This is a genomic window from Sphaerisporangium siamense (assembly GCF_014205275.1).
In the GTDB taxonomy this organism is placed as follows: Bacteria; Actinomycetota; Actinomycetes; order Streptosporangiales; family Streptosporangiaceae; genus Sphaerisporangium; species Sphaerisporangium siamense.
In genome coordinates, this window is sequence record NZ_JACHND010000001.1 from 2,691,761 (window position 1) to 2,711,596 (window position 19,836).

20 protein-coding genes are annotated in these 19,836 nt (G+C 74.7%); 16 read left to right on the forward strand and 4 right to left on the reverse strand.

Annotated elements, in window-relative coordinates; translation table 11 throughout:
- The first annotated feature begins 15 nt into the window (after positions 1-15).
- From BJ982_RS12515 to BJ982_RS12530, 4 genes are all read left to right on the forward strand, one after another.
- Positions 16-1,215: an MFS transporter gene (locus BJ982_RS12515; RefSeq protein ID WP_184879763.1), complete on the forward strand. Its 1,200-nt coding sequence runs from the start codon at positions 16-18 to the stop codon at positions 1,213-1,215.
- Between the two features lie 3 nt (positions 1,216-1,218).
- A complete protein-coding gene (locus BJ982_RS12520; protein ID WP_184879766.1) occupies positions 1,219-2,397 on the forward strand; it encodes an acyltransferase family protein in 1,179 nt (392 codons plus the stop codon).
- Positions 2,390-3,325, forward strand: coding sequence for an LLM class flavin-dependent oxidoreductase (locus tag BJ982_RS12525; protein ID WP_184879768.1), 936 nt, complete (start codon positions 2,390-2,392; stop codon positions 3,323-3,325). The genes BJ982_RS12520 and BJ982_RS12525 overlap by 8 nt, the downstream gene beginning before the upstream one ends.
- Positions 3,326-3,421: 96 nt before the next feature.
- Positions 3,422-4,429, forward strand: a complete 1,008-nt coding sequence (locus BJ982_RS12530; RefSeq protein ID WP_184879769.1) for a helix-turn-helix domain-containing protein — start codon at positions 3,422-3,424, stop codon at positions 4,427-4,429.
- Here the strand turns inward: BJ982_RS12530 and BJ982_RS12535 are convergent.
- Positions 4,324-5,205 (reverse strand): alpha/beta fold hydrolase, encoded by an 882-nt coding sequence (locus BJ982_RS12535; protein WP_239123077.1) that lies wholly within the window; start codon positions 5,203-5,205, stop codon positions 4,324-4,326. The two genes, BJ982_RS12530 and BJ982_RS12535, sit on opposite strands and share 106 nt — an antisense overlap.
- A 151-nt stretch (positions 5,206-5,356) precedes the next feature.
- On the opposite strand from BJ982_RS12535, the gene BJ982_RS12540 reads away from it, so the two are divergent.
- The 10 genes from BJ982_RS12540 to BJ982_RS12585 are packed head-to-tail and all read left to right on the forward strand — an operon-like array spanning position 5,357 to position 16,289.
- On the forward strand, positions 5,357-6,034 hold the full coding sequence (locus tag BJ982_RS12540; RefSeq protein WP_184889969.1) for a hypothetical protein: 678 nt from the start codon (positions 5,357-5,359) through the stop codon (positions 6,032-6,034).
- Positions 6,034-7,875, forward strand: coding sequence for an asparagine synthase (glutamine-hydrolyzing) (gene asnB / locus BJ982_RS12545; protein ID WP_184879771.1), 1,842 nt, complete (start codon positions 6,034-6,036; stop codon positions 7,873-7,875). Before BJ982_RS12540 ends, asnB begins: the two co-directional genes overlap by 1 nt.
- Complete coding sequence (locus BJ982_RS12550; RefSeq protein ID WP_184879773.1) at positions 7,872-8,390, forward strand: flavin reductase family protein; 519 nt, start codon at positions 7,872-7,874, stop codon at positions 8,388-8,390. Before asnB ends, BJ982_RS12550 begins: the two co-directional genes overlap by 4 nt.
- Positions 8,387-9,877 carry a 4-hydroxyphenylacetate 3-hydroxylase family protein gene (locus tag BJ982_RS12555; RefSeq protein WP_184879775.1) on the forward strand — a complete coding sequence of 497 codons (1,491 nt, stop codon included), beginning with the start codon at positions 8,387-8,389 and terminating at the stop codon, positions 9,875-9,877. The genes BJ982_RS12550 and BJ982_RS12555 overlap by 4 nt, the downstream gene beginning before the upstream one ends.
- Positions 9,874-10,686 carry a class I SAM-dependent methyltransferase gene (locus tag BJ982_RS12560; protein WP_184879777.1) on the forward strand — a complete coding sequence of 271 codons (813 nt, stop codon included), beginning with the start codon at positions 9,874-9,876 and terminating at the stop codon, positions 10,684-10,686. The genes BJ982_RS12555 and BJ982_RS12560 overlap by 4 nt, the downstream gene beginning before the upstream one ends.
- 41 nt (positions 10,687-10,727) lie before the next feature.
- Entirely contained in the window at positions 10,728-12,359 is a 1,632-nt protein-coding gene (locus BJ982_RS12565; RefSeq protein WP_203959174.1) for an ABC transporter substrate-binding protein, read from the forward strand.
- An 8-nt stretch (positions 12,360-12,367) separates the two neighbouring features.
- Positions 12,368-13,303, forward strand: a complete 936-nt coding sequence (locus BJ982_RS12570; protein ID WP_203959173.1) for an ABC transporter permease — start codon at positions 12,368-12,370, stop codon at positions 13,301-13,303.
- Positions 13,300-14,136 (forward strand): ABC transporter permease, encoded by an 837-nt coding sequence (locus BJ982_RS12575; protein ID WP_184879781.1) that lies wholly within the window; start codon positions 13,300-13,302, stop codon positions 14,134-14,136. The genes BJ982_RS12570 and BJ982_RS12575 overlap by 4 nt, the downstream gene beginning before the upstream one ends.
- The gene (locus tag BJ982_RS12580; protein WP_184879783.1) at positions 14,133-15,668 is read left to right on the forward strand and encodes a dipeptide ABC transporter ATP-binding protein; all 1,536 of its coding nucleotides are present in this window, start codon (positions 14,133-14,135) and stop codon (positions 15,666-15,668) included. The genes BJ982_RS12575 and BJ982_RS12580 overlap by 4 nt, the downstream gene beginning before the upstream one ends.
- A 33-nt stretch (positions 15,669-15,701) precedes the next feature.
- Positions 15,702-16,289 carry an LOG family protein gene (locus BJ982_RS12585; protein WP_184888741.1) on the forward strand — a complete coding sequence of 196 codons (588 nt, stop codon included), beginning with the start codon at positions 15,702-15,704 and terminating at the stop codon, positions 16,287-16,289.
- A 17-nt stretch (positions 16,290-16,306) separates the two neighbouring features.
- Here BJ982_RS12585 and BJ982_RS12590 read toward each other — a convergent pair whose 3' ends face one another.
- Positions 16,307-16,591: a hypothetical protein gene (locus tag BJ982_RS12590; RefSeq protein WP_184879785.1), complete on the reverse strand. Its 285-nt coding sequence runs from the start codon at positions 16,589-16,591 to the stop codon at positions 16,307-16,309.
- Positions 16,592-16,681: 90 nt separating this feature from the next.
- Here BJ982_RS12590 and BJ982_RS12595 point away from each other — a divergent pair, with 90 nt between their 5' ends.
- Positions 16,682-17,497, forward strand: a complete 816-nt coding sequence (locus BJ982_RS12595) for a DUF2339 domain-containing protein (RefSeq protein WP_184879786.1) — start codon at positions 16,682-16,684, stop codon at positions 17,495-17,497.
- Between the two features lie 51 nt (positions 17,498-17,548).
- The gene (locus tag BJ982_RS12600) at positions 17,549-18,103 is read left to right on the forward strand and encodes a DNA-3-methyladenine glycosylase I (RefSeq protein WP_184879788.1); all 555 of its coding nucleotides are present in this window, start codon (positions 17,549-17,551) and stop codon (positions 18,101-18,103) included.
- A gap of 10 nt (positions 18,104-18,113) precedes the next feature.
- On the opposite strand, the gene BJ982_RS12605 is transcribed toward BJ982_RS12600, so the two are convergent.
- The gene (locus tag BJ982_RS12605; RefSeq protein ID WP_184879791.1) at positions 18,114-18,941 is read right to left on the reverse strand and encodes an enoyl-CoA hydratase-related protein; all 828 of its coding nucleotides are present in this window, start codon (positions 18,939-18,941) and stop codon (positions 18,114-18,116) included.
- Positions 18,941-19,729 (reverse strand): PaaX family transcriptional regulator, encoded by a 789-nt coding sequence (locus BJ982_RS12610; protein WP_184879793.1) that lies wholly within the window; start codon positions 19,727-19,729, stop codon positions 18,941-18,943. Before BJ982_RS12610 ends, BJ982_RS12605 begins: the two co-directional genes overlap by 1 nt.
- Between the last annotated feature and the right edge of the window lie 107 nt (positions 19,730-19,836).

Below are 19,836 nucleotides of genomic sequence, written 5' to 3' on the forward strand. Positions count from 1 at the left end.
AGTGAGAGGCTTCACGTGTCCAGGTACCTCGGGGTCTACCTCCTCCTCTTCCTGATCGGCACCGAGACGTTCCTCGTGTCTCCGCTGCTGCCGACGATCGCGGCGGACATCGGGGTATCCGAGACCGCCACGGCCGGCACCGTGACGGCCTACACGCTCGCCTACGCGGTGACGGCGCCGTTCCTCGGCGCGGCGTCCGACCGGTACGGGCGGCGGCCGATGATCGTCGCGGGCACCGTGCTGTTCCTGCTGGGCAACGTGCTGGCCGCGGTCGCGGGCGGGCTCGGGGTGCTGATCGCGGCCCGGGTGCTCGGCGCGCTCGGCGCGGCGCTGGCCGGGCCGTCGATCTGGGCCTACCTCGCCGAGACCGCGGCCGAGTCGGTGCGCGGGCGGGCCGTCGCCCTCGGCATGGCGCTGTTCTCCGCGGGTCAGGTCGTCGGCGTCCCGGTGGGCAGCGGGCTGGCCGGGCTCGGCGGCTGGCGGGCCCCGTTCTGGGCGCTCGCCGCGCTGTCGCTCGCCGCGCTCGCGCTGGCCGTCCAGCAGACCCGTGGCGCCCGCGCCACGCATCCGGCGGCGGCGCCGGGGCTCTCCGGGGTCTTCACGGTCTGGCGGGACGGCACGCTGCGGCACGTCCTGATCGTCGTCTTCCTGCTCCAGGCCGCCAACCTGGGCGCGTACACCTTCCTCGGCGCGGTGCTCCACGACCGCTTCGGCCTGTCGGTGGACGCGCTCGGCCTGCTCGGCATCCTGGTCGGCGTGGGCGGCGCGGCCGGCGCGCTGGCCGCCGGGCGCGTCGGCGACCGGGCCAGGGGCCGGGGCCGGGACGACCTGCCCTGGGTGCCCGGCTGGTGCCTGGTACTCGCCGTGTCCGCCGCGCTCGCCGTGCTCGGCGCGCCCCTGTGGGTCAGCGCGGCCGCGGTGTTCGTCTGGTTCGTCGCCAGCGGCGGGTTCGGCACCGTGGTGCAGACGCTCCTGCTCGGCGTACGCCCGGAGCTCGGCGCGACGTCCAGCTCGTGGAACAGCGCGATGCTCTACGCCGGGGCCGCCGCGGGCGTCGCGCTCGCCGGGCTGTTCCCGAGCGTCGACACCGGGGCCGCCGTCGTCGGCGCCGGTCTGGCCGTGCTGGCCGCGCTGGCCGCGGTGCCCCTGGTCGCCAGGGTCCGCGGGCTCGCCGCCCCCGCGGCGCGGGCGGACGCCGCGCGAGTGGAGAGCTGACCCGTGCCCATCGACACCACCCGCACGCACGCCGACGCGCTCGACGGGATGCGCGCGGTCGCGGCGCTGTGCGTGATCGGCCTGCACGTCGGCATCTACTCCGGCCAGGTCGCGTCGAGCTGGCTCGGCATCGGCGAGCCGGGCCCGCTCGGCCCCGTGCTGTCCCGGCTCACCGTCGGCGTGCCGATCTTCTTCGTCCTGTCCGGGCTGCTGCTCTACCGGCCGTACGCCAACGCGGCGCTGGACGGCGGCCGGCCGCCCCGTGCGGGCCGCTACCTGTGGCACCGGGCGCTGCGCATCCTGCCCGCGTACTGGGCCGCCGCCCTGACGGCGCTGCTGCTGTTCGGGCGGCCGTCGCTCGGCGAGCCGTGGCAGGTCGCGCGCACGCTGCTGCTCCTGCACATCTACGGCAAGGACCCGATCCCCACCGGGATCCCCCAGACGTGGAGCCTCGCCACCGAGGTCGCGTTCTACGCCGTCCTGCCGCTGCTGGCGCTGGCCCTGCACCCGCTGCTGCGGCGGCGTCCCGCGGCGGCGTGGGCCGCCTTTGCGGTGTTCGCCGTGGTGACGGTCGTCTCGATCGTGGCCACCCACCTTCCCGCGGCGGGGCCGTACCCGCTGCCCGCCCTGTGGCTTCCCGAGTACCTCTGGTACTTCGCCGCCGGGATGGCGCTGGCCGTGGTCGCCGCGCGCGCCGAGCGCACCGGCCTCCTGCCGGCGGCGGCCCGGCAGGCGGCGCGCAGGCCGTGGGCCTGCTGGGGCGTCGCGCTGGCGGCGTACGCGCTGGTCTCGACGCCGCTGACCGGGACGACCGCCGAGTACCCCACCGTCGCCCAGGCCCTGGCCGAGCACGCGCTCTACCTGGTCATCGCGGTGGCCCTGATCGCGCCGCTGGTGTTCGCCGACGGCCGCGGTCCCGCGCGGCCGCTGGCCGGGCCGGTCCCGTCGTGGCTCGGCAGGGTCTCCTACGGGGTCTTCCTCTGGCACATGATCGTGGTCGAGGCCGTGATGTGGCTCACCGGCCGGTCCGCCGGCACCGCCGATTTCGCGACGCTGTTCCCCGTCACGGTGGCCGGCTCGGTGGCGCTCGCCGCGCTCAGCCACTACTGCCTGGAGCGGCCGGCCCGCCGCCTGCGCGGCGTCCGCGCGCCGCGGGCCGAGGCGGTGCCTGTCCATGGCTGACGGAAGGGTGCGCTGGGGGGTCAACCTGCCGCTGCCCGGCGGGACGATGCGCGGCAACGCGCCCGTCATCGCGCGGCTGCCCGAGCTCGGGTACGACGACGTGTGGACCGGCGAGGGCGGCGGGGACATGGACGCGCTGACCCCGCTGGCCATGGCCGCGGCCTGGCAGCCGGCGCTGCGGGTCGGCACCGGCGTGGTCCCGGTGCAGACCCGGGGGCCGGGGGTGCTGGCGCAGTCGGCGCTGTCGCTGGCGCAGGTGGCGGAGGGCGGTGTGCTGCTCGGCGTGGGCGCCTCGGTGCCGGCCCACGTGACGGGCGTCAACGGCCTGCCGTACGACACGAGCCCGCTGACCCGGGTGCGCGAGACGGTGCGCCTGCTCAAGGGGGTGCTGCCCGGTGACCGGGCGAAGGTGATCGTGGGCGCGCTGCGTCCGAAGATGCTGCGCCTGGCCTACGAGGAGGCCGACGGGGCGATTCTCAACCTCCTGACCGCGGCCGACCTGCCGAAGGTGATCGAGGCGGGGGCCGGTCCGCGGGCGGGCAAGGAGACGGTGGTCAAGGTCTTCGTGTGTCCCACCGCGGACGCCGGGTACGCGCGCCGCGCGGGCCGCCGGTTCCTGGGCTGGATACTCAACCAGCGGCCGTACGCCGCCCTCTACGACTGGCTGGGCCACGGCGACCGGCTGCGCGCCTCGCGTGAGCACTTCGCGCGCGGCGACGGGGCCGGGGCGGAGCGGGCGTTGCCGGAGGATCTGGTGGACCTGTTGTGGCTGCACGGCGACCCGGACTCGTGCCGGAAGCAGATCGCCGAGTTCGTGCGTCCGGAGGTGACCACGGTGCTCCTCTACGTCGCCCAGGTGCCCGAGCTCACGGCGCGGCCCGGCCGGTTGCCCGAGTTGCTCGCGGAACTGCTCCCCGGGGACACCTGACCTTTAAGCGATCGCGGTCCTTCCCGAATCACGGTACTGTAGAGGTATCCCTACTTAAGAGGTAGGTTTAGTCGGGGAGGTTGCGGATTGTCTGCGATGACCGATCTGAGCGCCGATACTCCAGACGGCAATCCACAGCTCAAGGAGATGGGGGCCTTCCTGCGCGCCCACCGCGAGGCCCGCACGCCGCAGGACGTCGGGTTGCCGCACACCGCGCGCCGGCGCACCCCCGGCCTGCGGCGCGAGGAGGTCGCCGCGTTGTCGGGGGTTGGGCTCGCCTGGTACACGTGGCTGGAGCAGGGCCGGGTGGTGTGCTCGCTGAAGGTCCTGGACTCGATCGCGCACACCCTGGGTCTGGACCACGTCGCCTACCGGCACCTGCTGACCCTCGCCGGCCTGCTGCCCTCGCCCGCCGCGCAGATGCCCCACCACGAGCTGGCGGAGCGGACCCAGCGGATGCTCGACCTGTGGGAGCACAGCCCGGCCCTGCTGCTCGACGCGCGCCTGGACATCACCGCGTGGAACCGCGCGTACGCCGCCGTGTTCTCCGACCCCGCCCGGATCCCGGAGAGCCGGCGCAACTACATGTGGTGCCTGCTGGGCGACCCGGCGCTGCGGGACGGCGTCGTCGGCTGGGAGGAGTTCGCCCGCGCCGTGCTCGCGTACTTCCGCGGGCAGACCGCCCGGCGCGCGGGGGACCGGCGCACCCGGGAGCTGTACGCGACGCTGCGCGCCGACTTCCCGAAGTTCCGCGACTGGTGGGACTGCCAGGGCATCGACGACCTCACCTCGCGGGCCGTCGAGATCCGGCCGGCCGGGCACGTCCGGCTGCACCTCATGCTGTCCTCCTTCCGGCCGGTGGACGACCCCGAGGCGCTGGTGCTCGTGCAGGCCCCCCGGGACGAGCGGGACCGCGCGCTGATCGCCGAGCTGGTCCGGGAGCGGCCCGCGGCGCCCGACATCTCCGGGGTCGTCAGGCCGGGGCCGGGCCGCCGCGATCACCTCGCGGCGATGCCGGACCCCGCCGTGAAGAACGCGCGCAGCCGGTCCGCCGTCTCCTCCGAGGCCTCCTCCGCCAGGAAGTGGCCGCACGCCACGGCCTGACCCCGCACGTCGTCCGCCCAGCGCCGCCAGGTCGCGAGCACGTCGTGCGCCCGCTCGACGTGCGACGCCTTCCCCCAGAGGGCGAGGACGGGGGAGGCGATCCGCCGGCCGGAGGCGCGGTCGGCGGCGTCGTGCTCGCGATCGGGGCCGAACATCGCCCGGTAGTCCTCGCACATCGCGTGCACGGCCCGCGGGTCGCGCGCGCAGCGGCGGTACTCGGCCAGCGCCTCCGGGGTGAAGAGCCCGGCGTGCGGGCCGAAGAGGAACGCCTCGGGGTCGGCCGCGATCAGCGTCTCGGGGAGGGGGCTCGGCTGCGCCATGAGGAACCACCGCCACAGCCGCCTGGCCGCGTCGGCGTCGACGTGGTCGAGCGCGTCGAGGGTGGGGACGATGTCCAGCACGGCGAGACGGTCCACCCGGCCGGGGTGGTCGAGGGCCAGCCGGTAGGCGCAGCGCCCGCCCCGGTCGTGGCCGGCGAGGTGGAACCGCCGGAATCCGAGCCGCTCCATCAGCGCCACCTGATCGCGCGCCATCTCGCGCTTGGCGTAGGTGGAATGGTCGTCCGCCGCCGGCGGCTTTCCGCTGTCGCCGTATCCGCGCAGATCGGCCGCCACGACGGTGAAGTCCGCCGCCAGGGCCGGAGCGACGGCGTGCCACATCGCGTGCGTCTGGGGAAATCCGTGCAGCAGCAGCAAGGGCGGGCCGGAGCCGCCGATCCTGGCCGCGATCCGCACCCGCCCGGTGTCCACCGTGCGGGATTCGAATTCCGCGAACAAAAACGCTCCTTTCGTGTGAGGACACGATAAACCACGGCGCGTCGCCGCGGAATTGCCGTCGAATGCTATTAGTGGGAGTAATATGATCGGCAATACAAGCTTGTAAGCACTATATTGTGATAGTTTCTGGGTAATTTCTAAGATCCCGGTCATGGCGCAATATGCGATCATCACCATGACTCAGGCCGAACGCGCGGCGCTCTGGCAGCGCCGCCTGTTCGAGGCCGAGGCGGGCATGACCCGCCACCTATCCCGGGAGCATGGCGGCCAGGACGTGGCCGACTGGATCCAGATCCGCAGCCGGATCTTCGCCGACCTGCCGGAGCCCGACACCGGCGACCCCGTCGCCTGGCAGCGGGTCTTCTTCCGCGCCCAGGCCCTCATGGAACAGTTCCTCGTATCCCGCTACGGCCACGCGGAGCTGCGGCTCTGGGCGCAGGCGAGCGCCGAGGTGCACCGCCTCGTGGAACCGGACGGCGACGACGGCGCGCTCGGCCCGATCCTCCGGCTGGCCCGCCAGGCCGAGCTGTACGGCTCGGACTACGCGCTGCTCGAAACCGGGACCGACCACGCCGCGCTGCGGATCGAGCACTGCGCGATCTGGGACTACCGGGAGCGGGCCCGGTCCCGGGGCGTGCCGCTCACCCTCGCCAGGCCCTGCGACTACTGCACGCTCGCCGCCGGCTCCAACATCGCCGCCAAGGGCTACACGCCGGCGTTCGAGCTCACCGGCGGAGAAGGGGAGCACGGCTGCCGCTGGGAGGCGACGGCTCCCCGGCCGGCCGGCCCGGTCCAGGCGGCGGGCAGGGAGACGGGCAGGGAGAACTGATGTGCGGCATAGCGGGCTGGGTGGACTACGGCCGCGACCTGCGGGCCGAGGAGAACGTCATCCGGGCCATGACCGACACGATGATCCACCGCGGCCCGGACGGCGGGGACGTGTGGCTGTCCCGGCACGCCGCGTTCGGACATCGCCGCCTCGCCGTCATCGACATCGAAGGCGGCGCCCAGCCGATGGCGGTCGGCGACGCGGCGGACGGCACCCAGGTCGTGATCACCTACGGCGGCGAGATCTACAACTTCACCGAACTGCGCGCCGAGCTCGCCGCGCGCGGCCACGGCTTCGGCACCCGATCCGACACCGAGGTGGTGCTGCGCGCCTACCTGGAGTGGGGCGAGGCGGCGGTCGAACGGCTGAACGGCATGTTCGCCTTCGCCATCTGGGACGCGCGCACCCAGGAACTGCTGCTCGCCCGCGACCGGCTGGGCGTCAAACCCCTCTACTACGCGGTGGCCGGAGACCGGCTGCTGTTCGGCTCCGAACCCAAGGTGCTGCTGGCCGGCCCGCTGCGCGCCGAGGTCGACGCCGAGGGCCTCGCCGAACTGTTCGCCGTGCCCACCGCGCCCACCCCCGGGCGCACCGTCTACCGCGGGATGGAGCAGCTCCGGCCGGGCCACGTCGTCCGCTTCTCCCGGTCCGGCGTCCGGACCACCCGGTACTGGACGCTCTCCTCGCATCCCCATCCCGACGACCTCGACGCCACGGCCCGGCGCGTGCGCGACCTGCTCGCCGACGCGGTGCGGCGGCAACTGGTCAGCGACGTCCCGATCGGCATGCTGCTGTCCGGCGGGCTGGACTCCAGCGCCCTCACCGCGCTGGCCGTCACGGAGTCGGGGGCACCTGACAAGCTCCCGACGTTCTCCGTGGAGTTCCCGCCCAGCGAGGAACCGCAGCGGCTCGGCCAGTGGAACCGCGCCGCCGACCTGCCCTACGCCCGCGAGGTCGCGACCGCGCTCGGCACCGCGCACATCGGCGTGCTGGTCGACGGCGGCGGCCTGCTCCGGCACGGCGGGGCCGGGCTGACCGCCCGCGACCGGCCCGGCTGGGGTGAACCCGACACCTCTCTCTACCTGCTGTCCCGCGGCGTCCGCGAGCACGTCACGGTCGCCCTGTCCGGCGACGTGTCCGACGAGATCTTCGGCGGGTACCCGTTCTTCCGCGGCATCACCAGTGCCCCGGGCGCGCCGCTGGAGTCCTTCCCCTGGGCGCCCCCCGGCCTCCCGGCCACCGCCGACCTGCTCCTCCCCGACGTCGCCAGGGCCGTGCGTCCCCAGGAGTACGCCCGGGAGCGGCTGCGCGAGGCGCTGGCGGAGGTGCCGCGGGCCTCCGGAGAGGACCCCGAGGACCGGCGCGCCCGGGAGATCACCTACCTCGCGCTCACCCGATGGCTGCCCGCGCTGCTCGACCGCACGGACCGGATGAGCATGGCGGCGAGCCTGGAGGTCCGCGTCCCGTTCGCCGACCACCGTCTGATCGAGTACCTGTGGAACGTCCCCTGGCGGTTCAAGACCGCGGGCGGCACCCCCAAGGGCCTGCTCGGCCTCGCGCTGGCCGACCTGCTCCCGCGGAGCGTGCTCCGCCGCGCCAAGAGCGGCTACCCCGCCAGCTCCTCGCCCGCCTTCTACGCCGAGATGCGCGCCCAGGTGGACGACCTGCTCTCGCGCGACGCGCCGGTCTTCCAGCTCGCCGACCGCGCCAAGATCGCACGCTGGGTGCGCAACGACACCATCCTGCCCGGGCCGCGCGCCGCGCCCCACCCCACCGGCGGGCTGGACTTCCTCCTCACCCTCGACCGGTGGCTCACCTCCTACCGGGTGAGCCTGCGGTGACCGGAGCGCTCGACGCCCGCGGGTTCAAGGCCGCCGCGCGCACCTTCCCGAGCGGGGTGACGGTGGTCGCCACCCGCCACCGCGAGCGGGTCCTGGCCAAGACCGTCTCGGCCTTCACCACGTTGTCCCTCGACCCGCCCCTGATCAGCGCGGCGGTGGGCAACGACTCGCCGCTGATCGGCCTGGCGCGGGACTCCGGGGCGCTCGGGGTGAGCGTGCTGCGCGACGACCAGCGCGGCGTCGCGGAGTACTACGCCACCTCGGCGGCGCTGCGCGCCGGGCCGCCGCCGAGCCCGCTGCTGAGCGCGACCGGGTCCGCGCCGGTCCTGGCGGACTGCCTGAGCTGGTTCGACTGCCGGCTGGTCGCGGCCCTGCCGGGCGGCGACCACACCATCCTGGTCGGCCGCGCCGTGGCGGTTCAGGTCCACGGCGGGCTGCCCCTGGTTCACCACGACAGCGGCTACCGGACGGTGACCGCCGAGCCGCGACCCACATGGGAGAGCAGAGCATCATGACCGTTACGGCATCATCACCGGCCTCCGCCCTCGCCCCGCTCGGGGCGCTGGACGGGGAGCGGTACCGGGCGAGCCTGGCCGACGGCCGCAGCGTGTGGCTGGACGGGCGGCGCGTCCCCGACGTCGCCGCGCACCCCGCGTTCGCCCCGGCCGTCGACGAGCTGGCCCGGCTGCTGGACCTCCAGCACGACCCGGCCCACCGGGACACGCTGACCGTGGAGGACCCGGCGAGCGGGCTGCGGATCGGGCGCGGGTACCACCTCCCGCGCGACGCCGGGGACCTCATCGCCCTGCGGAGCGCCGCCGAGGTCTGGATGCGGGAATCCTGGGGCCAGCACGGCCGGTCGCCCGCCTTCATGGCCTCCGTCGCCGTCGGCCTGCGCGACTTCCGCGACCGGCTGGCCGGGGCGCGGCCGGAGTTCGGCGCGAACGCCGAGGCCTACCACCGCTTCGCGGCCGAGCGCGACCTGGTGCTCACCCACGCCCTCGGCGACCCGCAGATCGACCGCAGCTCCGACCCCGTCCAGGATCCGGACCTCGCGCTGCGGGTGCTGCGCCAGGACGCGGACGGCATCGTCGTGCGCGGGGCCAAGCAGCTCACCACGCTGGCCCCCTTCGCCCACGAGGTGCTGGTCTACCTCTCGCCCTCGTTCGCCGGGCGCGGCGCGGAGGAGCTCGTCGTCTGGTTCGCGCTCCCGCTCAACACGGAGGGACTGCACGTCCTGTGCCGGGAGCCGCTCGGGGCCGCGCCCTACGGCCACTCCCACGCGTTCGCGGCCCGCTTCGACGAGCAGGACTCGATGCTGTTCTTCGACGACGTGCACGTGCCGTGGAACCGGGTCTTCCTGCTCGGCGACGGCGGCCTCGCCCGGGAGGGCTTCGCCCGGCTCAACGCCTGGAGCCAGTACGTCGGCCAGGTCCGCTACCGCGAGCGGCTGCGCACGTTGCTCGCCGTCGGCACACTGCTCGCCGAGTCGATCGGCGTGGCCGGCTTCCGCAACATCCAGGAGGACCTCGGCGAGCTGACCGGGTACGTCGAGACGCTGGACCACTTCCTGGCCGCGGGCGAGGCCACCGCCCGGCGCACCGACGGCGGCCTGCTGGCCCCGGGCCCCACCCCGGCGGCGGCCGTGTGGGCGGCGCAGGTGGCCGACCGCGCCGTGCGGATCGTCCGGGGCATCGGCCAGTCCGGCATCCTGATGCAGCCCTCGGAGAACGACCTGCGGGCCCCCGAGCTGCGCCCGTTCCTCGACCGCTACATGCGCGGCAAGGACATCGACGTCACCGCCAAGTCGCGGCTGTTCCGCCTGGCCTGGGAGCTGACCTCCGACGGCTTCGGCCAGCGCCAGGACCTGTACGAGTACGTCCACCGCGGCGACCTGGCCCGCAACCGGATCAACCTCTTCCACCGGCACGACCAGAGCGAGACCCTGGCGCGGCTGCGGGCCCTCATCGCCGAGCCGCTGACCCCCGGGACGGCGTCATGACCGAGACCCTGCCGCGGGCCCGGGCGCTGGCCGGGTACGACGAGGTGAGCGGCATCCGGCAGGCGGCCGACCACGACTGGCTGCTCTCGCTCGCGCCCGCCGCGCCCCGCCGGATCGCCGACCTCGGCTGCGGCACCGGCGCGCTGCTCGACCAGGCGCTGCGCCGCTGGCCGCGGATCGAATACGCCCTGGGCGTGGACGGCGCGCCGGGACGGGTGCTGGACGCGCGGGCCCGGCTGGGGACGCGCGCGACGATCCGGGAGGGGGACCTGCGCCGCCTCGACGGGGAGTCCGGCGCGTTCGACCTGGTCGTCATGAGCTCGGTGCTGCACTGGCTCTACCCGGACGAGGACCGGGCCCTGGCGTGGATCGCCGGCCACCTGACGCCGGGCGGGGCCTTCCTGCTGACCACGCACCATCCCGATCTGCGCGAGGACGGCCTCGGCGGCGAGGACCTCCTCGCCGCCGAGGCGCTGGACCTGCTCGGCCTCGACGCCGGGGCGCTGCGCGAGATCGTCCCGATGGGCGCCCGCGCCAGGTCCGCGACCGCCGTGCGCGAGCTGCTGAGCCGCAGGTTCACCGTCGAACGCCACGAGGAGCGCCGGGTCGCCGTCCGCACCAGGGACGCGGACGAGTGGCGGCGCTTCCACGCCTCCACGTGGGGCACCTACTTCAGCCGGCTGGCGCCCGCCTCCCGGCAGGAGGAGTTCTTCCGCGCGGTCGGCGCCGCCGCCGAACGGCGCATGGCCCGGCAGGGCGAGGTCTACCCCATCACCGTGCGCGCCTGGCGGTGCGCGCCCCCTCAGTGAGAGTTCCCCCCTGTGAGATCCAAGTGAGAACGGAAAAGACCGTGCGACTCCGTGGCCCGATCCTCGCCCTGGCGGTGTGCGTGCTCCTGGCCTCCTGCTCCACCGCCGGGGCGAGCGGGTCAGGCGGCGGCGCGCCCCGGGCGGGGGGCACGCTGACCTTCACCACCGACATCGAACCCGACGTGTTCGACCCGCACGTCAGCCCCGCCGACATCACCGGCGTGATCATGCGCAACGTCCTGGACTCCCTGGTGGCGGAGGACCGCGACGGCTCCTTCAAGCCCTGGCTCGCCACCTCGTGGAAGATCTCGCCCGACGGCCGGTCGTACACCTTCCGCCTGCGCGAGGACGTCACGTTCACCGACGGCACCCCGTTCGACGCCGCCGCGGTGAAGGCCAACCTCGACCGGGTCGTCGCGCCCGCCACCAAGTCCCAGTACGCGGCGGTGCTCATCGCCCCCTACGAGCGCGCCGACGTGGAGGACCCGCACACCGTGACGGTGCGTCTCAAGCGGCCGTACGCGCCGTTCCTGCACGCTCTCAGCACCACCTACCTCGGCATCTACTCGCCCAAGGCGCTGCGCGAGCACGCCGCCGACCTGGCGGCGGGCGGGCCGCGGAACGTCGGCAGCGGGCCCTTCCTGCTGGCCTCCCGGGTGAAGGGGCAGCAGGCCGTCTTCACCCGCAACCCCGCCTACAACTGGGCTCCCGGCACCGCCCGGCACCGCGGCCCCGCCTACCTCGACAAGCTCGTGATCGGCTTCCTGCCGGAGAACGCCACCCGGGTCGGCGCCGTCGGCTCCGGCCAGAGCGACGTCGCCGACTTCCTGCCCGCCGGGCAGGTGCGGTCCCTGACGGCCCGGCCGGGGCTGCGCGTCCTGAGCCAGGAGTCCCCGGGGCTGGTCTACTCGTACTACCTCAACACCGAGCGGCCGCCGTTCGACCGGCGCGAGGCCCGGCTCGCCGTCCGCGCCGCCATCGACACCGCCCTGATCACCAAGGCCGTCTTCGCGGGGCAGTACCGGCCGGCCTGGTCCCCGCTCAGCCCTTCCACACCGGCCTACGACGCGACCCTGGAGAACACCTGGCCCTACCGTCCGGGCGAGGCGGACCGCCTGCTGGACGGGCTCGGCTGGACCGGGCGCGACGCGGACGGCTACCGCACCAAGGACGGCAAGAGGTTCGCCATCACCCTGCTCTATGTGCCCGCCTACACCAAGGCCGAGCGGCGCACCTACGACACCGCCGTCCAGGACGCGCTGCGCAAGGTCGGCGTGCAGCTGACGCTCAAACCCCTCGACGCGGCCACCTACACGCCCGTCCGCAACCGCGGCGAGTACGACATCATCGCCTACGCCTGGGGCGGCTCGGAGCCGGACCTGCTGCGCGCCGTCTTCCACTCCGGGAGCCGGCTCGCCGACGGCGGGGCCAACGGCGCCCGGGTACACGACAGCGAGGTCGACGCCTGGCTCGACCAGGCCGCCACGACCACCGACCGGGCGGCGCGCGCCGACCTGTACGCCAAGGTCCAGCGGAAGGTCGTCGCCGAGGCGTACTCGGTGCCCGCCTTCGTCGCGAGCCGCCAGCTCGCCGTCCGGGAACGCGCCCGCGACGTCGGCTTCGACGCCTCCGCCTGGCCGTTGTTCCACGACGCCTGGGTCACCGGGCGGTGAAGGGCAGCGTGCTCCGGTTCGCGGCGCGGCGCGCGCTCGCCGGGATCGCGGTGCTGTGGGCGGCGGCCTCGCTGGCCTTCGCCGCGCTGCACCTGCTGCCCGGCGACGTGGCCGACGCCGTGCTCGGCCCCAACAGCGGCGCCCCGCCGCAGGTCCGCGCGCAGATCCGGCAGGACTACGGCCTCGACGACCCGTTGCCGGCGCAGTACCTGCGGCACATGGCCGCGCTGGCCACCGGCGACCTCGGCCGGTCCTACCAGTTCGGGCTCCCGGTGTCCCAGGTGCTCGCCGACCAGGTCGGCCCCACCGTCGAGCTGGCCGTCAGCTCCGCCGTCGTGTCGGTGGCGCTGGCGTTCTGCGCGGCGCTCGCCACCGGGGGGCGGGGCGGCGCGGCGGGCGCGATCGCCAATGGCATCGGCCTGCTCGCCCTCTCGGTGCCGTCCTACTGGCTGGGCATCCTGGGCCTCGCCGTGTTCTCCTTCCGGTTCGGGCTGCTGCCCGCGGCGGGCGCGGACGGCCCGCAGGCGCTGGTGTTGCCCGCGCTCACCCTGGCGCTGCCGCTCGCCGGGGTGCTCGCCCAGGTGATACGGCAGCAGCTCCACGCGGTCAGGGACGCGCCGTTCGTGCTGACCGCCCGCGCCCGCGGCGCGGGGGAGCGGAGGCTGCTGGCCCGCCACACGCTGCGGCACGCCGCGCTGCCCGTGGTCACCCTGTCGGGGTGGATCACCGGGGCCCTGATGGGCGGCGCGGTGCTCACCGAGACCGTCTTCGCCCGGCCGGGCCTCGGCCGCGTCCTGGTGACGGCGGTGGGGAGCAGGGACATTCCCGTGGTGAGCGCGCTGATGCTGGTGTCGGCGGCGGCCTTCGTCGTCGTCAACCTGCTGGTGGACCTGGCCTACCTGGCGATCGACCCGCGGTTGCGCGCTCCGGGGGCCGTCACGTGATCCCCGGCGTCTTCGCCCGCGCCTCCCGGGCGCGGCCGGCCGGGCCCGCGCTGGCCGGGGCCGTCCTGGTGGCCCTGGCCGTGGCCGTCGCGTTCCCCGGGCTGCTGACCGGCCGCGACCCGGCCGTCACGGACCTCACGGCGGCCCTGAGCCCCCCGGGCGCCGGCCACCTGTTCGGCACCGACGAACTCGGCAGGGACGTGCTGGCGCGCGTCGTGTACGGCGCGCGCACCTCGCTGCTCATCGGGATCGGCGCCACCGTGCTCGGCGCGCTCGGCGGCACGGTGATCGGGCTCGTGGCCGCCGCCGGCGGCAGGCGGGTGGACCAGGCCCTCATGCGGCTCCTGGACGTGGCGCTCGCCGTCCCCGAACTGCTGCTGGCCCTGGTCATCGTCGCGTTCACCGGGACCGGCACCGCCAACGTGCTGGTCGCCGTGGGCCTGGCCGCCGTGCCGAACTACGCGCGGGTGGTGCGCGGCCAGGCGCTGGTGGCCGTCAGGTCCGGATACGCGGAGGCGGCGATCGGCCTCGGCACGCCGTGGCCCGTGATCGTCCTGCGGCACGTCCTGCCCAACGTCGCCGGGCCGTTGCTGCTGCTCGCCACCACCGGGACGGGCACGTCCATCATCTCCGGGTCCGCGCTGAGCTTCCTCGGCCTCGGGCCCGAGCCTCCGGCGGTCGAGTGGGGCGCGATGCTCGCCGACGGGCGCGAGAACCTGGCGGTCGCCTGGTGGCCCGGGGTCTTCCCGGGGCTGGCGGTCGTCGCCGTGGTCATGTCCGTGACCGTCGTGGGCCGGTGGCTCCAGGCGCGGGCCGAGGGAAGGACCGCATGATCAGGGCCGAGGGCCTCGTCGTCCGCTTCGGAGAGGTCGCCGCCGTCCGCGGCGTGGACGTGACGGTACGGCCCGGCGAATGCCTGGCCCTGATCGGCGAGTCGGGCTCGGGCAAGAGCACCATCGCCCGCGCGCTGCTGGGGCTGGCGGGCCCGGAGGCGAGCGTCGGCGCCCGGCGGCTGGAGATCGGCGGGCGGGACGCCCGCGACTTCGACGAGCGGGCCTGGCGCGCCGTGCGGGGACGGGTCGTGGGGTTCGTCGCCCAGGACGCGCTCGGGTCCCTGGACCCGTTGCGCCGCGTCCGCGCCGAGGTCGCCGAGCCGATGATCATCCATCGCACGGTGCCCTCCGGCGAGGTCGGCGCGCGGGTGGTGGACCTGCTCGGCCGGGTCGGCGTCCCGGAGCCGCGGGTGCGCGCCGCCCAGTACCCGCACGAGCTCTCCGGCGGCCTCCGGCAGCGCGCCCTCATCGCCTCGGCGCTGGCCGCCGGCCCCGGCGTGCTGATCGCCGACGAGCCCACCACCGCCCTCGACGTCACCGTCCAGGCGCGGATCCTCGACCTGCTCGCCGACGCACGGCGGGCGGGCGCCGGACTGCTGCTGATCAGCCACGACCCGGCCGTGGTCGCCCGGCTGGCCGACCGCGTCGCCGTGCTCCGCGACGGCGAGGTGGTCGAGAGCGGCCCCGCCGAGCGGGTTCTCGGCGCGCCCGAACACCCCTACACCCGGACGCTGCTCGACGCCGTCCCCCGCGTGCGGACGGCCGGGTCGCCGCCCGGCTCCCGCGTGGTCCTGGAGGCCGCCGGGATCGGGAAGTCCTACGGCGCCCGCGCCGCCGTCCGTGACGTCTCGCTGCGCCTGCGCTCGGGGGAGACGATCGGCGTCGTCGGCGAGTCCGGCTCCGGCAAGAGCACCCTCGCCCGGATCCTCATGGGCCTGGTCCGGCCGGACACCGGGGAGGTGCGGCTGGACGGCGAGCCGTGGTCCGCCCTGCCGGAACGGCGGCGCCGGCCGCGCCGGGGCCGCATCCAGCTCGTCCACCAGGATCCGCAGGGCTCGTTCGACCCGCGGCTGACGGTCGGCCGCATCATCGCCGAGGCCCTGCCCCGCGGCCCGGGGCGGCGCGCACGCGCCCTGGAGCTGCTCGACATGGTCGGCCTGTCCGCCGGGCATCTCGACCGGCGGCCCCGCCGGCTGTCCGGCGGGCAGCGCCAGCGCGTGGCCATCGCCAGAGCGCTCGCCGCCGGCCCCGGCGTGCTGGTCTGCGACGAGCCCGTCTCGGCCCTGGACGTCTCCATCCAGGCGCAGATCCTCGACCTGCTCGCCGGCCTGCGGCACCGGCTCGGCCTCGCCATGGTCTTCATCTCGCACGACCTCGCCGTGGTCCGCGGCGTCAGCGACCAGGTCATGGTGATGAAGGACGGCCGGGTCGTCGAAGAGGGACCCGTGGAGGACATCTTCGACCGGCCGTCCCACCCGTACACCAGGACGCTGCTGGCCGCCTCGCCCCCCTCTGTCCGGCTTGCCCGGTAGCGCGGGGCGGCGGGTAGGGTTTCCGCCGTGGCGATGGCGATCTGCGTGTTCTGCGCGTCCAGTCAGAAGATCGACCGAAAGTACCTGGATCTCGCCGCCGAGGTCGGCGCCGAGGTGGCCCGGCGCGGGCACACGCTCGTCAGCGGCGGCGCGACGGTCTCGTGCATGGGCGCGGTCACCCGCGCCGCCCGCGAGGCCGGCGGCCGTACGGTCGGCGTCATGCCCCAGGCCCTGGTGGACCTGGAGATCGCCGACACCGACTCCGACGAGCTGATCATCACGGCCGACATGCGGGAGCGCAAGGGCGTCATGGACGCCCGCTCCGACGCCTTCCTCGTCCTGCCCGGCGGCATCGGCACGCTGGAGGAGCTGTTCGAGATCTGGACGGCCCGCGTGCTCGGCCTGCACGACAAGCCCCTGGTGATCCTCGACCCCTGGGGCCTGTACGAGTCGCTGCGCCGCCTGGTCGACGACATGTACGAGGGCGGCTTCACCCGTCCGAACGTCTACGACGCCATCTCGTGGACCACCACGGTCGAGGAGGCGGTCCGCCACCTCGAACGCCCCGCCCGCCCGCTGACCCCGACCCCCGAGGAGGTCGGAGAGTCGGCCACCGGCTGATCGCCCTGCGTGGACGGTTAGGCCAGGCCGCGGCGGGTCAGCGTAGGGGGACGCCGTCCGGCCAGGGAGTCGGTCATGGCGACCGCCTGGCGCACGCCGTCCGGGTGGGAGGTGCGGAAGACCCGGGCGCCGAGCCAGGCGTAGACCGCGGCGGCGGCGATCTGTGTGGTCTCGTCGCCCGACAAGGTCACCGCGACCGTGCGGCCCTCGGCGACCAGGCGCTCGGCCTCCGCCGCGGAGCCCGCCTCGGCCCAGGCCGGGTCGAGCGGTTCTGCGGGGCCGAGCACCAACGCTGCCGTCATGCGCCGATTGTCACACGCCGGGCGGTCTTGACGGTCGGCGTCCCCCGGAACGAGGCGCGCTCAAAGGCACCCATGTGGCACGATTCGTATGTGCTGGTCCTTCTCGCCATCGCCGCGGTCGCTGTCCTTTACTTCGTGGTGACGGTCTCCCAGGGGCGTGGCGGAGAGCTCGTCGAGTTCGCCCCCGACGTGCCGCCCGTGGAGCTTCCCGAGCCCGGGCAGCTCACCGCCGCCGACTTCGCGGACCTGCATCTGCCGATGAGCCTGGTCGGATACCACACGCAGATCGTCGACGAGACCCTGCAGCGGGCCGCGACCGCGATCGGGCAGCGCGACACCCACATCGCCGTGCTGGAGAGGCGCGTCGAGGAACTGCTGGCCGGGCGCATCCAGGCCCGCCAGGAGTCGTACGTGCGGCCCTCCTGGGCGCCGATCGCCTCGCCCGAGCCGGAGCCGGAGGTGGCCCCGCACGAGACGGCCGAGGCCCTGTTCGGCGCCATCGGCCCCCACACGGCCACGCGCGCCCTGACCGCCGAGCCGTCCACTGAGCCGTCCACTGAGCCGTCCACTGAGCCGTCCACTGAGCCGTCCACTGAGCCGTCCACTGAGCCGCCCGCCGAGGAGCGCGGCCCCTTCGAGGAGCCGGACAAGCGCGAGCCCGCCACGCCGGCGGCCCAGGAGCGCGGGGCCTTGGAGACGCCGGCCCAGGACCACGGGGACGGGGAAGCGCCGTCCGGGGACCGCGGCGTGGCCGAGGCGCCGTCCCAGGAGCGGGGCGCGTTCGAGGAAGCGCCCAAGGAGCGCGGCGCGTTCGAGGCGGCCGGCGACCGGTCCGGCGCCCGCGCCGCCGCCAAGCGGGGCGGCCGCGCGGCCGGGGAGCGCCCCGACCCCGAGGACGCCTCCTGAGGCCACGGGGCCGTGCCGCCCATCCGGGCAGGGCTTGTACGCTCGGGGTTCGTGACCCCTGAGCCTGTCCGCTGCGGCTGGGTGACCAGCGCTCCCGACTACATCCGCTACCACGACGAAGAGTGGGGCCGTCCCGTCCGGGGCGACGACCTGGTGTTCGAGCGCCTCACCCTGGAGGCGTTCCAGTCCGGCCTGTCCTGGCTCACCATCCTGCGCAAGCGCGAGAACTTCCGCGCGGCCTTCGCCGGCTTCTCGATCCCCGCCGTCGCGGCGTTCGGCGAGGGCGACGTCGCCCGTCTACTGGCCGACCCGGGAATCGTCCGCAACCGCATGAAGATCGAGGCGGCCATCGCCAACGCCCGGGTCGCCGCCGAGGTCCCCGGCGGCGTGTCCGAGCTGGTCTGGCGGTACGCAGACCCGGGCTCCCCCGTGCCGAAGACCTTCGCCGACGTGCCCGCCACCACCTCCGGCTCCACGGCGCTGGCCAAGGAGCTCAAGCGTCACGGCTTCCGCTTCGTAGGCCCCACGACGGCGTACGCGCTGATGCAGGCCATCGGCCTGGTGAACGACCACGTCGCCGACTGCTGGGTGCGCGCCTCCGGCTGACGCGCGGGGGCTAGCGCCCCCGGAACTCCGGCTTCTGCTTGGCCAGGAACGCGCGGGTGGCCCGCTCGTGGTCCTCGGTCTTGGCGCAGAAGTCCTGCAGGTCGGCCTCGACCTCCAGCGAGTCCTCCAGGGTGTGCGCGGCCGAGTAGTCCAGGGCCTGCTTGACCGCCCCGTAGGCCAGCGTGGGCCCCTGCGCCAGGCGGACCGCCAGCTCGCGCGCCCGCGCCCCCAGCTCGCCCGCGGGCACCACGGAGGTCACCAGGCCGAGCCGCAGAGCCTCCTCGGCGCCGACCGGGTCGCCGAGCAGCAGCAGCTCGCGCGCCTTGGCCGGGCCGACCAGGCGCGGCAGCGTCCACGAGGCGCCGGAGTCGGGGGCGAGGCCGATCGCGCCGAAGGCCATGGCGAACTTCGCGCCCTCGGCGGCGACCCTGAAGTCGCAGGCGAAGGCCAGCGAGGCCCCCGCGCCGGCCGCGACGCCGTTGACGGCGGCGACCACCGGCTTGCCCATGCCGGTCACGGTCAGGACGATCGGGTTGTAGTGCGCGCGCACGGCGCCGTCGAGGCCGACGCCCGCCTCCAGGTTGGCCGCGTGCTCCTGCAGGTCCTGGCCCGCGCAGAAGGCGCGGCCCGCGCCGGTCAGCAGCACGGCCCGCGCCCCGGCGTCGTCGCGCGCGCGTTCCAGCGCCTCCAGCAGGCTCGCCTTCATCTGGACGGTCAGCGCGTTCATGGCCTCGGGGCGGTTCAGCGTGACCGTGGCGACGGAGTCCTCCACCGAGTACAGGACGTGGTCGTGGCCGTGCGCGTCGGCGGTCGGGGAGGCGGGGGCCGGCTGGTCCATCAGTGGACTCCTTTGTCCAGGTTGCGGTCGACGAATGCGGCGGCGGCGGGCAGCAGCCGGGCGGCCTCCTGCTCGAAGAAGGCGCGGGCCTTCTCCCCGGGCCACGCCGGCGGCAGCAGCTCGGCCGGAAGCCCCGGGTCGTGGAACAGGAAGTTGCGCCACCCGTGGACAAGTCTGCTACGCGTCGCGAAGACCCGGTCGTCCGGGGCGTCCGCGGGCAGGGCGCCCACCAGGTCCACGGCCTGGACCGTCCACGCCTCGTAGGCCCGCGCCAGCGCGGGGAGGTCCCAGGCGCGGGCCACGAGCTCGTGCGGGTCGCCGTCGAGGGTGCTGTCGAACCGGTCGGCGCGCACCTGCTGCTCCGCCAGCAGGCTCGCCAGCTCCGGCGAGGCGCGCGGTCCGATCCACGTGCTCTCCGACAGGCAGGCGTACCCGAGGAACGAAAGATCGGCGCGCAGCCGCTCGCGCCTGGCGCGGTCGCGCACCGGGGCGAAGACCACGACGTGCCAGCGGCCCGACCACGCGCTCGCACCCGTGCGGTAGATGCGCGTGGCGCTCTCGTCGAGGCGCAGGACGCTCTTGGGCGTCAGCGCGTACCCGGGTCCCTGGGGCAGGCGGACGGGTTTCAGCCAGTCCTGGCGGACCATGCGAGAGATCGCGGTCCGCACGGCCGGAGCGGCGATGTCGAGGGGCGCCAGAAGCCGGACCAAGGCCGCCACGGACGCGCGACCGGCGCGAATGCGCAAATGATCTCCGTACAGATCGAAAAGCGCGGCACGGGCGTTCACACAGACCAGTTTGGTCGGCGCGCGGTTCCCGGACAACGCATTCTGGGAGGAGATCGTTACCCATGTGCGCTCGCGAGGCGGGATAATGGGACGTCACAGAAGACGTG

What these genes read in the sequence shown, in the direction of transcription:
- BJ982_RS12555 (WP_184879775.1), top strand. Translation starts at nt 8,387, where the DNA reads ATGACCGTTACGGCATCATCACCGGCCTCCGCCCTCGCCCCGCTCGGG.
- BJ982_RS12605 (WP_184879791.1), bottom strand. Translation starts at nt 18,941, where the DNA reads ATGGACCAGCCGGCCCCCGCCTCCCCGACCGCCGACGCGCACGGCCAC.
- BJ982_RS12560 (WP_184879777.1), top strand. Translation starts at nt 9,874, where the DNA reads ATGACCGAGACCCTGCCGCGGGCCCGGGCGCTGGCCGGGTACGACGAG.
- BJ982_RS12530 (WP_184879769.1), top strand. Translation starts at nt 3,422, where the DNA reads ATGACCGATCTGAGCGCCGATACTCCAGACGGCAATCCACAGCTCAAG.
- BJ982_RS12590 (WP_184879785.1), bottom strand. Translation starts at nt 16,591, where the DNA reads ATGACGGCAGCGTTGGTGCTCGGCCCCGCAGAACCGCTCGACCCGGCC.
- BJ982_RS12580 (WP_184879783.1), top strand. Translation starts at nt 14,133, where the DNA reads ATGATCAGGGCCGAGGGCCTCGTCGTCCGCTTCGGAGAGGTCGCCGCC.
- BJ982_RS12585 (WP_184888741.1), top strand. Translation starts at nt 15,702, where the DNA reads ATGGCGATCTGCGTGTTCTGCGCGTCCAGTCAGAAGATCGACCGAAAG.
- asnB (WP_184879771.1), top strand. Translation starts at nt 6,034, where the DNA reads ATGTGCGGCATAGCGGGCTGGGTGGACTACGGCCGCGACCTGCGGGCC.
- BJ982_RS12540 (WP_184889969.1), top strand. Translation starts at nt 5,357, where the DNA reads ATGGCGCAATATGCGATCATCACCATGACTCAGGCCGAACGCGCGGCG.
- BJ982_RS12525 (WP_184879768.1), top strand. Translation starts at nt 2,390, where the DNA reads ATGGCTGACGGAAGGGTGCGCTGGGGGGTCAACCTGCCGCTGCCCGGC.